We start from the raw sequence: 12,576 nt of genomic DNA on the forward strand, positions 1-12,576 counted from the left end.
TCCCCTATGTAGCACTACGAGAGCGGCCGCGGACCTCAGGTCCGCGGCCGCTTCTGTTGCGCGCGCACGATCGCTCCCTCCGCAGCACGAGCCGCGACAGTCGCACTACGGGTGTCCGCATAATGTGCTGCTGGCGATGTTCGTGCACGGACTCGCCACGAACCCGGGTTGGGACTGGCCGACGTTCTTCCAGTTCTTCACCACCAGGACAATCTTCTCGGCGCTCTGGGTGACGGTGCAGCTGACTGTCTACGGCACTGTGCTGGGGTTCGCGCTCGGCGCGGTGCACGGATGGCGCGGTACGGGCGGAGCGAGGAGTCGCTGAAGATCATGCCCGCGGTGACGGTGGTGGTCGCCGACACCGATGCCGAGGCTGTCGAGAAGGCGCAGTACATCCGGGAGCAGCAGGTGTCCGGACCGACCGCGATCGTCCTGGCGGAGCTGCTCTGGGGTCGCGACCTGTCGGGGTACGACCCGGATGGTCCGCTGCCGGCGGAGGACCCGGTGGTCGGGTCGACGGTGACCCAAGGCCGGGTCGGCTACAACGATCCCGGCCCGATCGTCGCCGGGTGGCGGGCTCAGGCCGAGGCGAACGGTTGGTCACTGCGGCAGACCGTGATCAACCAGCAGAACCGCCAGACCTTCATCGGTTCACCGGCCACGGTCGCCGAGGCGATCAACCGTCACATGCAGGAGGACGCGGCGGACGGCTTCGTCCTCGTCCCGCATCTCACACCCGGTGGCTTGGACGACTTCGTCGACCGCGTCGTCCCGCTGCTCCGCGAGCGCGGCGTCTTCCGTTCCGAGTACGCCGGTACGACGCTCCGCTCCCACCTCGGGGTGACGGCATGACCGTGGCCGACCTGCGTAGATCGTGGGAGGAGCCGCCCGCGACGGTCGTGTTCGTCGGCGGCGGACCGCGGACCGTCGGGCTCCTCGAGCGGTTCGCGGCGAACGCGCCGGAGCTGCTGGGCGACCGCCCAGTGGAGATCCACGTCGTGGATCCGTATCCGGCCGGCGGCGGACGGATCTGGCGGCGGGAACAGTCGCGGCTGCTCTGGATGAACTCGATGACGTCGGACGTCACGATCTTCACCGACGAATCGGTGGAGTGCGAAGGACCTGTGGTGCCCGGGCCGGATCTGGCCACCTGGGTCGCCGGAGAAGGCGCGGTGATCCTGGAGCGGGCCGGGCTGGAGCTGCCCGGCCCGATGGACTTCCCGCCGCGCGTGGTGCAGGCGGAGTACCTCGCCTGGGCCTGGCAACGCGTCGTCGGCGAGGTCCCGGCGACCGTCACCACCCATCCGGAACGAGCGATCGAGCTGACCGCCGACCATCGCGTGATCCTTGCCTCTGGCAAAGAGCTGCGGGCGGACGTGGTCGTCCTCGCACTCGGTTACCTCGAGCGGTTCCCGACGGCTTCGGAGGCGGCCTGGGCGGCCCAGGCCTACGACGCCGGCCTGACGTACATCCCGCCCGGGTACACCGCGGACGTCGATCTCGACGACCTGCACCCGGGCGACAACGTCATCGTGCGTGGCTTCGGCCAGGCGTTCATCGACCTGATGGTGCTCCTCACCGAGGGCCGCGGCGGCTGGTACGACGAGTGCGACGGCCTGCTCAGCTATCGCCCGTCCGGCCACGAGCCGATCCTGTACGTCGGGTCCCGGCGCGGTGTGCCGTATCACGCGAAACTCGGCTACACCGTCGCCGGGACGAAACCGGTGCCGACCCGCTACCTGACCAAGGCGGCGCTGACCGAGCTGGGTGACGGTGTACTGGATTTCGATCGCCAGCTGCGGCCCTTGATCGACAAGGAGCTGACCTTCGCCCACTATCAACAGCTCTTCACCGCTCGTCCGGAGCGGACGAGGTGCACGTGATCACCGGCGGGTCGACCGCCGACCAGGCCGCCGAAGGCGACTTCCTGGCCAAGGACGACCGGTACGGCCGGACCCGAGAGTTCATCCAGATCCTCAAGCAGGCCTGGACTTCGGACGAGCGCTTCGACTTCGCCGGGCAGCACTATCGGTTCGAGCAGTTCGTGGCCGACATCAAGCCGCTGCAGCAACCGCGGCCGCGGATCTCGTTCGGTGGATCGTCGCAGGCGGCGTACGCCGTGGGTGCGGCCGAGGCGGACATCTTCGCGTTGTGGGGGGAGCCGCGCCGGCACCCGCGACCAGGTGGCCACGATCGACACCGAGGCGGCGCGGGCCGGCCGCCCCGATCGACCGACGATCCAGATCGCGTTCCGCCCGATCCTCGCTCCGACGGAGGAGCTGGCCTGGGAGAAGGCCGAGAGCATCCTCGGCCGGATCAAGGACGTCCAGGCAGGTGACGTCCCGATCAGCACGCGGCTGCGCTCGAAGTCGCCGGAGAACGCGGGATCGCAACGGTTGCTGAAGGCGGTCGCGGAGGGCGAGCGGCACGACCGCGCGCTGTGGACCGCACCGACCGGCCTGACCGGTGGCGGCGGCAACTCGACCGCGCTGGTCGGTACGCCGGACACCGTCGCGGCCGCGTTGCTGGACTACGACGACCTCGGGATCCGGATCTTCTCCGCCCGCGGGTACGACATCTACGACGATGCGATCGACTTCGGTCGCGACGTCATCCCGTCGGTGCGGTCCGAAGTGGCGCACCGCGAGCAGCAGACCCGGAAGGAGCTGGCCTCATGACTGTCGTTTCCGACCTCGAGCAGGACTGGCACACCTGGCATGCGGCGCGCGAGCAAGATCTGAACACGGACTACGGCTGGCTGACCGTGGTCGCCTTCGACTGGCTGCCCGCGTCACCGACCGCCCTGTCCGGTTTGCCGGGGATCTGGTGGGCCACCGACGGACGTGCGTACGTCACTGCCGACGGCGAGCTCACCGTGAACGGTGATCCGGTCCACGGCACGGTCTCGTCTGTTGTGGCCGAGGCGGCTTCGCTCAGTTGGTTGCTCTGTGGAGATCGGCTCGTCGAACTGGTGCTGCGGGGCGGGCGGTACGCCGTTCGCCAGCGCGATCCGCAGGCCCCGACACGGCGTGACTTCACTGGCGTTCCGACGTACCCGTTGAATCAGGACTGGGTGGTGCGCGGCTCTACTACACGCCGTACGCCGAACCCGAGCGGGTGGAGGTTTCCACGGCCCGCAATGATCTGCGTCAGCACGTCACTGCGGTGGGCACTGTCCACCTTGCGCTCGGTGACTCGGCGTACGAGCTGGTGGCGACGCCCGCGGGTGATGGCCGGCTGTCGCTGTCGTTCCATGACGACACCAACGGCGACGGCACGGCTCCGTGGCGCACGGTCACCACCGGGGTGGTCGAGCGCGACCAGTCCGTCCTGGTCGACTTCAACCGGACGGTGAATCTGCCGTTCGCGTTCACGGCGTACGGGACCTGCCCTGCGCCGATTCCGGGCAACCGGCTCGGTTTGCCGGTCACGGCCGGCGAGAAGAAGGTGCAGTGACGTTCTCGTGGCGGGCTCGGGCGGCTTCGATGTCGGGGACGTGTTGTTCGGCCCAGCGCCGTACGGCGAGGAGCGGGACGAGGAGGGAACGTCCCAATGGCGTCAGGTCGTACTCGACATGCGGCGGGTTCGCGTCGTACTCGTGCCGGCTGATCAGACCGTCGACTTCCAGGGAGCGGAGGGTCTCGGTCAGGACCTTCGGCGTGATGCCCTGGATGTGGGACTTCAGGTCGGTGAAGCGACGCGGTCCGTCGGCGAGGGCGTTGACGACGAACACCGTCCAGCGGGCACCGATGCGGTGCAGCACCGTACGGCTCGGGCAGCTGGCTGCCATCACGTTGTAGGCCTTGCCCATGGGTGCTCCCAGTTCCGTTGAAGATACCGGTATCAAATCCATACCGTTGATCCGATCCTACGAAAGGGAGTGACACAGATGCAGCGGATCCTGGTCATCGGTGGTGCACGGGCGCTGGGGGCGGCCGTCGCGCGGCGTGCGGTGAAGGACGGGTACGACGTGGTGATCGGCGCACGCGACCTGGCGGCCGCCGACGCGCTGGCGAGCGAGATCGGTGCGACCGCGGTGCGCATCGATCTACAGGACGAGACGACGATCGCCGCCGCGGCCGCACGGCTCGAGGATGGCGTCGATCACATCGTGATGACTGGTTCCGCGCCGCACGACGTTCGTGCGGTCGACCTGGACCAGGACGAACTGGTGGCCGCGTTCACGGCGAAGGTGATCGGACCGATGCTGGTTGCGAAGCAGTTCGCTGCGGTGCTGCGGCCGGCTGGATCGATCGTGTTGTTCTCCGGCATTGTCGGTTGGCGGCCTGGGCCGGGCTCACTGGTCAAGGGGACCACGAACGGCGCGGTCGAGTTTCTCGCTCGCCACCTCGCGGCGGACCTCGCCCCGGTGCGGGTCAACGCCATTTCGCCCGGTGTCGTCGACTCGGGTGCCTGGGACCGGCTCGGCGACAAGAAGGCCGCCCTGTTGAGCAAGAGCGCCGCCGGCACGCTGGTCGGACGGCACGGCGAGACCGAGGACGTCGTCGACACGGTGATGTGGCTCCTCCACGCGGGCTTCATCTCGGGAGAGACGATCCACCTCGAGGGCGGAGCCCGCCACAAGACCGCCTGACCCACGACCTCGCTGGCGTGGCAGCTGGCACTCGAAAGCGTTCGGCCGCTGGTGTGTCACACAGAGGGGAGGTACTCGGTCTTCCTCTGTGAGTGAGTCAGTCAGTCAGCGCCACGAGGTGGGCCATGCAGGGCATGAGCAGTGGAGGGTTGGCGGCGCTGCCCCGTCCGGTCGCCGCGGTCCTGGGCGGTGGTGGTGTGCTCGGCGCGGCCCATGTCGGCGTCGGGCACGCGCTGGAACGTCGCGGATTCGTCCCGGACCTCATCGTTGGTACGTCGGTCGGGGCCCTCACCGGTGCCATTGCCGCTGCGCATCCCGCCTCTGCCGCGGCACGGTTGGACGAGGTGTGGATTCATCTGCGTCGTCGTGAGGTGTTCCCGCTCGGCTACCTGTCCTCGCGTGCGAGCCTGTTCTCCGATCGTGGCCTGCGCCGGTTGATCGCAGGTGCTGAGCTGCCGGCATGGATCGACGATTTGCCGATCCCGTTCACCGCCGTCGCAATGGACCTCGCGTCCGGTGCCGAGGTTCGGCTTGACTGCGGAGACCTCGAGTCAGCGCTGCTGGCGAGTTCTGCCATCCCCGGCGTTCTGCCACCGGTGGTACGGGACGACCGGACTCTTGTCGACGGTGGTCTGATCGCCTACGTTCCGGTGCGGGCGGCCTACGCGGTGGGGGCGGCCAGCGTGCTGGTTCTCTCGACCGGGCCGGCGAGTTGGCCGTTGCCGCCGGTGACACCACGCCGCCGCGCCGGTGCGATCGCCTCGAGGGCCGCCGTACTCCAGGTGCACCATCAGATCGAGTCCGATCTGCACGATGTGTCCCAACACATCCCTACCGTCGTGCTGCCTACCGGCGTCGACCAATGGCCGGCCCCGTGGGACTTCGGGCATTCAGAGCGGTTGATCACCACAGCGACGGTCACGGCGGAGCGCTTTCTCGAGGAACTCGAGGTCGATGGCCCCGGGCTGTACCGAGTCGACCCTGACACCGAGCCGTCGCAGGCTCGCGCCGAGACAGGAACGAGTCAATGAGCACGATCGCCTTCCTCAACATCGCGATGCCCGGGCGGGTCAACCCGACCCTTCCGATCGTCGCCGAACTGGTCCGACGTGGTCACACGGTCAGCTACCACACCTCGCCTGCTTTCAGGCCACAGGTCGAGCGGGCCGGCGCCACGGTACGGTGCTACGCCGGCGGCGATCAGGCGTTGCCCGATCCGCCTACGCCGATTGCGTTGCTGGACGGGCTGGCGCGCACCGCCGTGCAAGTGCTGCCCGACGTACTCGGTGAGCTGCGTGAGGTACAGCCCGATCTCATCGTCCATGACTCTGCTTGTCTGTGGGGTGCGATAGCAGCCCGCGAGCTCGACGTGCCGGTGGCGTCGTCGTTCACGACCTTCGCGTTCAATCGGCGGGCGCCCAGCCCGACCGGGCTGTCGAGGAGCTTGCTGCTGGCGGCAGCGGCTCATCCGGTCCACGTCAAGGGGTATGTGCGATCTCGGTGGGAACTACGTCGGCGCTTCGCGACGCGCGGGCTGCCATTGCTTGACTTGGGCAACATTCGCCAGGCACTCAATCTCGTCTACACCTCCCGGACATTTCAGCCGGCTGCCGAAGGGTTCGACGAGTCGTTCCGCTTCGTCGGGCCAAGCATCGGGGCTCGTCCGCCCGACCCGTCGTTCCCGATCGACAGACTGCAGTCCCGGGTCGTCTACATCTCGATGGGCACCGTGTTCACAGCGGATCCGCAGCTGCTCCGCACGCTCGCGACCGCGCTCGCGCCTCTGGCCGAGACAGTGGTCGTCGCAACTGGGCAGACCGATCCCTCCGCGCTCACGCCGTTGCCCGCGAACGTTCTCGTTCGTCGCTCTGTCCCTCAGCCGGAGGTGCTGGCTCGCGCGTCCCTGTTCGTGACGCACGGCGGCATGAACGGCGTCAACGAGGCGATGTACGCCGGCGTGCCGATGCTCGTGGTTCCCCAGGGAGCCGATCAGCCGTTGGTGGCCGGCCGGGTCGTCGAGCTCGGGGCCGGTTTGACGATCCGAAACCAGGACATTACCGAGGCCCTCGGGCGGAAACTCGCACGCCAACTTCTCGAGGAGCCCAAGTTCCGTACGGCAGCAGCGGCCCTGCAGGTCGCCGAGCGTGAGCCGGGTGGGTTCCGTCGGGCCGCCGACGAGCTCGAGCAGTACCTGCGAGCGGCCGGGCCAGTCGATCGCGAAGCGCCGGTCGATCCCTCACGGCGAGCCTGACTCATGTCGCCTGTTGTGGCGCTGCTGCTGATCGCCGGACTGTCGGAGGCGACCGGACGCGTTCTACCTCTCGTCTCGCGCCGTCCCGGGATGTCCCGGCCCGTAGTCGTCGGGTTGCTGTTGACCGGCACCCTGATCGAGAGTGCGGTGATTGCCTTGTGGCCTCGGACCGCGTGGACACTTGCCGGCCTGTTGCGGTCCGATCCGGCGCCCGACACTGCCGGACTCGTCTGGACACAGGGCCTCATCGCACCACTGGTGCTCGCAGGCATCCTGGCGTTTCCGTGGCTCGGTCCGCTGCTTCACGTGCTGCTTCTGACGGCGGTCGCCGCCAGTCTGTCCGGACCGCTGGCCGCGGCCGGCGGCCTGAGTTGGGCCGCCGCAGCGGGGTGCTTGGCTGTTGCTGCCTTCGGACTCGCGTGCGCAGTCGAGGTGGTTCGACGACTCGTCGCGAGGGCGCTGGCGGTCGGGGTGGGGGAGTCCGTCGCATGAACAGTCTGGTGCTCTTGCTCGGTGGGATCGGTCTGGCTCTGATCGTCGAGGGCGTGCTGGCCCGGTACGAGGTACTCGCGTACAGCGTCGGCTGGAGGGTTCCGACCTCGGAGCTGCCGGAGGGTCTGCCGTATGCCCGTGGAGCGCCACCCGATCGTCCGCCGGCGGCGTACCTGGTCTATCTCGACGGCATTGGGAAACGTCAGTTCCGTGACACCCGGGACGGCGGCCAACTCGTCCAGGCCGTGATCGCCGGGGCGCCGGAGCTGCGGGTGCTGGGTCAGGTGCAGCCCTACTCGCCGCTGGCCGCGCCGCTCGCTGATCGGCCGGTGTGGGCGTGGCTGCGTCGTCGAGCAGGTCTGTTGCTCTTCCTGCACAACGTCGTGCAGACCTTTGTGGCGGCCGACCGCCGGTACCGGCCCCTGTACAACCGGGCGGTCGGTCAGCAGATCGTCGTTCAGCTTCGACTGGCCGGGTATCGGGCCGGCAGCAACATCCCGGTAGTACTTCTCAGCTACAGCGGGGGCGCTCAGGTCTCCACCGGCGCGGTTGACGAAGTCCACCGCCAGTTGGGCGCTCCCGTCCTGGCGATCATGCTGGGCGGTTTTCACAACGGCGCCAACGACTTGTCGTTGGTCGAGCACGTGTACCAGCTGACGAGTTCGAAGGATCGCATCGAACGGGTCGGGACGTGGATCTTTCCCCAGCGGTGGCGGCTGCTGCGCCGTAGTGGCTGGAATCGCGCGGTACGTGCCGGAAAGGTCACGGTGCGAACGCTCGATCCGGCGACTCACGTCGGGCCGCGCAGTTACATCAGCCCAACGGCGACATTGCCCGACGGCCGCAGTCACCTCGATCGCACCACCGGCACCGTGATCGACCTCATTCGCGACTATTGCGCCGCGAGCGCTGATCGGACGACGGCGGCGTGAGTGCGGACAACCGCCGTTTCAGCCTGCGAGGTCCGCGGTCAGCAGCTCCTCGAGCCTGGTCAGGCTGCCGCCCCGGGTCGCGTCGATCAACGTCTGATGGAGGCGTCGGTGCCGGTCCGGACTGACGGTCGCGGACCGGTCGATGGCGAGGTGCCGCCGAGCACGGCAGACCAGCTGGCGGGTGTAGACCGGGCCGAGTTGGAGGACTTCCGCGATCTGGTCATAGGGATAGTCGAATGCCTCCCGGAGAACGTACGCCGCGCGTTCGTTGGCGGTGAGCCTTGCCAGGATGAGCATCACCGCCTCCCCGAGAGCTTCGCTCTGCTCGATGTCCGTCATGGGACTGGCGTCCGGGTCTGCCGCATCCGGGACTGACGACCCGTACACCTCGTGACGACGCCTGGCCGACCGTCTGACATTGATGGCACAGTGAGTCGTCATCGTCACCAGAAGTGCTCGTGCGTTGCCGACGGTTGCCCGGTCCGTCTTCTGCCAGCGAACCCAGACCTCCTGTACGACGTCCTCGGCCTCGGTGACGCTGCGCAGGATCATCGACGCGATCGCTGTCAGTCGTCTTCGCTCGCCGAGGAAGACAGCGAGGGCCTCGTCGAGGTCACCGTCGGCAGACTCAGCCGCACCATCGAGGACTGCGCCGGGTCTCTCGCGCTCCCAACTCGCTGTCGCGGCACCAACGCTCATCCTCCTGGCCCTTCTCCCGGTCCGGCAGGTGCTGCAGCAATGCGTCAGTCATCACAGTCCGTCTGTCACCGGTGTCTGCGCGCCCCCGGGCGCCCGTGGCCTGCCACGTGGGCCTTTCTGCCACGTGGCGCTGTGCGACTACGAGGTTCGTGGCCTCCGGTACGGTCTTGCCTTGTGTTGCTTGCGGCCCTGACATGTCATCGGCCGGTCCGTAGGCGTACCGACCCGGATGCGATTGCAGGTACTCTCGATCGGTGGCACCTGGCCAGTCGGGCGCCAGGCTGATCGGGCGACTAGACGAGTGTCGAGTCCTTGACGACCTCCTGCGAGGCGCCAAGGCGGGGCGCAGTGCGGCCTTGGTCCTGCGGGGCGAGGCGGGAATCGGCAAGACCGCACTCCTCAAGTACGCCATCGAGCGGTCGGACGGATACCGGATCGTGCGGGCGGCCGGCATTCAGTCGGAGATGGAACTGTCGTACGCCGGGCTGCACCAGCTGTGTTCTCCGCTGCTTGCCGGTCTGGACCACCTTCCGGAGCCTCAAAGAGATGCGCTCGGTGCTGCGTTCGGCCTCCGGTCGGGCAGTACGCCCGACCGGTTCCTGGTTGGCCTCGCCGCTCTGAGCCTGCTCGCGAATGCAGCAGCCGACCAGCCACTGCTCTGTCTCGTCGACGACGCGCAGTGGCTGGACCAGGCATCGGCACTGACCTTGGGCTTCGTTGGCCGCCGGCTGCTCGCGGAGTCCGTCGTACTCGTCTTCGCCGTCCGCGAGCCCGTGTCGCACGAAACACTGGCCGGGCTGCCCGAAGTGCCGGTCAGAGGGTTGCTCGAGCGCGACTCCCGAAGACTCCTGGACTCCGTCATCACCGGTCCGCTTGACCTGCGGGTGCGCGATCGGATCCTCGCCGAGGCCGGCGGCAACCCGCTGGCCATTCTCGAACTGCCGCGCAGATGGACGGTGGCGGAAGTGGCCGCCGGCCTCGCGCCACCGGACGCGCGGCCGCTGTCGAGCCAGATCGAGCGGGAGTTCGTCCGCCGGATCGAGTCGCTCTCGGTCGAGACTCGATCGTTCATGGTCGTCGCGGCCGCCGAGCCGGTCGGTGACGTCAGGCTGTTGCGACGGGCGGCCGAGCTTCTGGGCGTCGACGTCGACGCCGCGGTCATGAACGCGTCGGAGCTGATCACCCTCAACGCCCGCGTCCGGTTCCGGCATCCGCTGGTGCGCTCCGCGACGTACCGGGTCGCATCTTTGACAGAGCGCCGGGCGGCACATCGTGCGCTGGCGGAGTCGACCGATCCCGATGCGGATCCGGATCGCCGGGCCTGGCATCGTGCACAGGCTGCGTCAGGTCCTGACGAGGACGTCGCCATGGAGCTCGAGCGTTCGGCCGTCCGCGCCCAGGCGCGCGGTGGGATGGCGGCGATGGCTGCGTTCCTGGAGCGCGCGTCTGAGCTGACGCGCGATCCTGGCCGCCGCTCGACGCGCGCGCTGGAAGCTGCCCAAGCGAAGTTCCAGGCCGGGTCGTTCGGATCGGCGACGAGTCTTCTGTCGACAGCCGGCATCGATGCGCCCGACGAGCTGACTCGTGCCCGGATCGATGTGCTGCACGCCGGTCTTGCGTTTGCGCAGGGCCGCGGCATGGACGCTCCTGCTCCGCTGCTTGCCGCCGCTCGCCGGCTAGAGCAGCTCGACGTAGCACTTGCTCGTGACACCTACCTGGAAGCAGTCTCGGCGGTTGTCTTCGCCGGCCATCTGGCGCGGAGCCCGGGGTGGCCGGAGGTGGGAACAGCGGCGAGTGGTGCGCCACCGTCGCCGTTGCCGCGTGCCACCGATGAACTGCTGGATGCGTTGGCGATGCGTTTGACGGATGGCTTCAAGGCCTCGGTACCGGCGATCGAGAGCGCCCTCACGGCTTTCTCTGCCGACGACCTTCCTGTGCAGGAGTCGCTGCGCTGGCTCTTGCTGGCGGGGGTCATTGCGGCGGATCTCTGGGACCTCGAGCGCTGGCAGGCGGTGACGACTCGCCATGTAGAACTCACCCGTCGGACAGGCGCGCTCAGCGGACTTCCGCTGGCTCTGGACTCGTCGGCCGTGGTGCTCGCCTTCGCCGGTGACCTGATGGCGGCGGCGGCAGTGGTCGAGGAAGTGAGAACGGTGAGTGCTGCCACCGGGACCGTCCAACCGCCCTTCGGGGCTCTGGCGTTGGCCGCAGCTCGTGGTCATGAACGGGAGGCGCGCGCGTTGATCGACGCGACTGTCAGTGAGGGGGCCGTCCATGGCCAGGGGCTCGGGGTCACGGTTGCGAACTGCCATCACGCAGTACTGTGCAACGGCCTCGCGCAGTACGAGGAGGCATTGAGTGCTGCGCGCGCGGCCGCGAGGTACCAGGAGGAATTCGGCGCGCCGCGATGGGCTCTTGCCGAGCTGATCGAGGCAGCTGTGCGCAATGGCTCGCCTGAGGCCGCGCACGACGCGTTGGAGCAGCTCTCGGAGGCAGCACGGGCCAGCGGCACGGACTGGGCGCTCGGCGCCGAGGCCTGCTCACGCGCTCTGCTGAGCGACGGCGTCGCTGCCGAGGACCTCTACCGTGAGGCGATCGCGCGGCTCGCCAGGACCCGGGTCCGCGTGAACTTGGCCCGGGCGCATCTCTTGTACGGGGAGTGGCTGCGACGGGAGAACCGCCGTGTCGACGCTCGCGCGCAGCTCACGATCGCCGACGAGATGTTGAGCCAGTTCGGCGCTGACGCCTTCGCCGAGCGCGCGCGTCGTGAGCTGCGGGCGACGGGAGGGAGAGTACGCGAACGCGCCGTCGCTCCACAGACCGCACTCACGGCTCAGGAGGCGCAGATTGCCCGGCTTGCCGGCGACGGGCTCACCAATCACGAGATCGGCGCGAGGCTGTTCCTCAGCCCACACACGATCGACTGGCACCTGCGCAAGGTCTTCTCCAAGCTCGGCATCAGTTCTCGCAGAGAGATCTCCACCAGGCTCGCCCAGAGCACAGCAACGTCAGCCACAGCAACAATCTGATCCAGCAGACGATCCTCAGAGCGTCGGCGACCTGAAGACCGACCCGGTTGTCGGCTAGCTTTCCGGGATGGTACCTGTCGCGCTGGCCAAGCATTTGATCGACAGCAATCGATACATGGTTCTCGGAACCGTGGACCCGGACGGTCGCCCGCGAGTGTCGCCGGTGTACTTCTCGCCGGATGGCTACTCAGTCGTCTATTGGGTGTCGTCTCTCGAATCACATCACTCGCGGAACATTGCCGAGCGGCCCGAGGTCAGCATGGTGGTGTTCGACTCCGCGGCGGAGATCGGCAGTGGGGAGGCGGTCTACTTGATCGCCCGGGCAGAGGTGGTCCCGGACGACGAGTTGGAAGGATGTCTCGACACCGTGATCTGGACACGGTTCCCGGGACTCAGACAGTTTGCCGCGGCGGAACTGCGTGATCCAGAGGTGCGGCGGCTGTATCGGGCGCGGATCAGTGAGCACTCCATCCACATCCCCGGGCGGCACCCGGAGTACGGCACGGGCACTGACCGGCGGATGACGGTGGACCTCGGCTAGATGCCGCTGGGGAATGCGCGGACCAGGTCGGCGCTCGG

The 12,576-nt window shown here is 68.1% G+C and carries 13 protein-coding genes and 1 pseudogene; 12 read left to right on the forward strand and 2 right to left on the reverse strand.

Features of this window, described 5'->3' with window-relative positions:
- Positions 1 to 136 precede the first annotated feature (136 nt).
- From OG817_RS08270 to OG817_RS08290, 5 genes and pseudogenes are all read left to right on the forward strand, one after another.
- Positions 137 to 325, forward strand: a complete 189-nt coding sequence (locus tag OG817_RS08270; protein ID WP_406053113.1) for a hypothetical protein — start codon at positions 137 to 139, stop codon at positions 323 to 325.
- Entirely contained in the window at positions 292 to 852 is a 561-nt protein-coding gene (locus tag OG817_RS08275) for a hypothetical protein (protein WP_406053114.1), read from the forward strand. The genes OG817_RS08270 and OG817_RS08275 overlap by 34 nt, the downstream gene beginning before the upstream one ends.
- Positions 849 to 1,883, forward strand: coding sequence for an FAD/NAD(P)-binding protein (locus OG817_RS08280; protein ID WP_406053115.1), 1,035 nt, complete (start codon positions 849 to 851; stop codon positions 1,881 to 1,883). The genes OG817_RS08275 and OG817_RS08280 overlap by 4 nt, the downstream gene beginning before the upstream one ends.
- A pseudogene (locus tag OG817_RS08285) lies at positions 1,880 to 2,678 on the forward strand (LLM class flavin-dependent oxidoreductase). The gene OG817_RS08280 and the pseudogene OG817_RS08285 overlap by 4 nt, the downstream one beginning before the upstream one ends.
- A gap of 439 nt (positions 2,679 to 3,117) precedes the next feature.
- Complete coding sequence (locus OG817_RS08290; RefSeq protein ID WP_406053116.1) at positions 3,118 to 3,456, forward strand: DUF1684 domain-containing protein; 339 nt, start codon at positions 3,118 to 3,120, stop codon at positions 3,454 to 3,456.
- On the opposite strand, the gene OG817_RS08295 is transcribed toward OG817_RS08290, so the two are convergent.
- Entirely contained in the window at positions 3,428 to 3,811 is a 384-nt protein-coding gene (locus OG817_RS08295) for a winged helix-turn-helix transcriptional regulator (protein ID WP_396395721.1), read from the reverse strand. The genes OG817_RS08290 and OG817_RS08295 overlap by 29 nt on opposite strands.
- Before the next feature lie 78 nt (positions 3,812 to 3,889).
- Between OG817_RS08295 and OG817_RS08300 the strand changes: the two genes are divergently transcribed.
- From OG817_RS08300 to OG817_RS08320, 5 genes are all read left to right on the forward strand, one after another.
- Positions 3,890 to 4,594 (forward strand): SDR family oxidoreductase, encoded by a 705-nt coding sequence (locus OG817_RS08300; RefSeq protein WP_406053117.1) that lies wholly within the window; start codon positions 3,890 to 3,892, stop codon positions 4,592 to 4,594.
- Positions 4,595 to 4,728: 134 nt separating this feature from the next.
- Positions 4,729 to 5,625: a patatin-like phospholipase family protein gene (locus tag OG817_RS08305; protein ID WP_406053118.1), complete on the forward strand. Its 897-nt coding sequence runs from the start codon at positions 4,729 to 4,731 to the stop codon at positions 5,623 to 5,625.
- Positions 5,622 to 6,845, forward strand: a complete 1,224-nt coding sequence (locus OG817_RS08310; RefSeq protein ID WP_406053119.1) for a macrolide family glycosyltransferase — start codon at positions 5,622 to 5,624, stop codon at positions 6,843 to 6,845. Before OG817_RS08305 ends, OG817_RS08310 begins: the two co-directional genes overlap by 4 nt.
- A gap of 3 nt (positions 6,846 to 6,848) precedes the next feature.
- Positions 6,849 to 7,337, forward strand: coding sequence for a hypothetical protein (locus OG817_RS08315; RefSeq protein ID WP_406053120.1), 489 nt, complete (start codon positions 6,849 to 6,851; stop codon positions 7,335 to 7,337).
- The gene (locus OG817_RS08320) at positions 7,334 to 8,269 is read left to right on the forward strand and encodes a hypothetical protein (RefSeq protein WP_406053121.1); all 936 of its coding nucleotides are present in this window, start codon (positions 7,334 to 7,336) and stop codon (positions 8,267 to 8,269) included. Before OG817_RS08315 ends, OG817_RS08320 begins: the two co-directional genes overlap by 4 nt.
- Positions 8,270 to 8,287: 18 nt before the next feature.
- Here OG817_RS08320 and OG817_RS08325 read toward each other — a convergent pair whose 3' ends face one another.
- Complete coding sequence (locus OG817_RS08325) at positions 8,288 to 8,968, reverse strand: sigma factor-like helix-turn-helix DNA-binding protein (RefSeq protein ID WP_406053122.1); 681 nt, start codon at positions 8,966 to 8,968, stop codon at positions 8,288 to 8,290.
- Between the two features lie 254 nt (positions 8,969 to 9,222).
- On the opposite strand from OG817_RS08325, the gene OG817_RS08330 reads away from it, so the two are divergent.
- Positions 9,223 to 11,997 (forward strand): AAA family ATPase, encoded by a 2,775-nt coding sequence (locus tag OG817_RS08330; protein WP_406053123.1) that lies wholly within the window; start codon positions 9,223 to 9,225, stop codon positions 11,995 to 11,997.
- A gap of 67 nt (positions 11,998 to 12,064) precedes the next feature.
- The gene (locus tag OG817_RS08335) at positions 12,065 to 12,538 is read left to right on the forward strand and encodes a pyridoxamine 5'-phosphate oxidase family protein (RefSeq protein WP_406053124.1); all 474 of its coding nucleotides are present in this window, start codon (positions 12,065 to 12,067) and stop codon (positions 12,536 to 12,538) included.
- The last annotated feature ends 38 nt before the right edge of the window (positions 12,539 to 12,576 follow it).

This window comes from Kribbella sp. NBC_00889 (assembly GCF_045207705.1).
In the GTDB taxonomy this organism is placed as follows: Bacteria; Actinomycetota; Actinomycetes; order Propionibacteriales; family Kribbellaceae; genus Kribbella.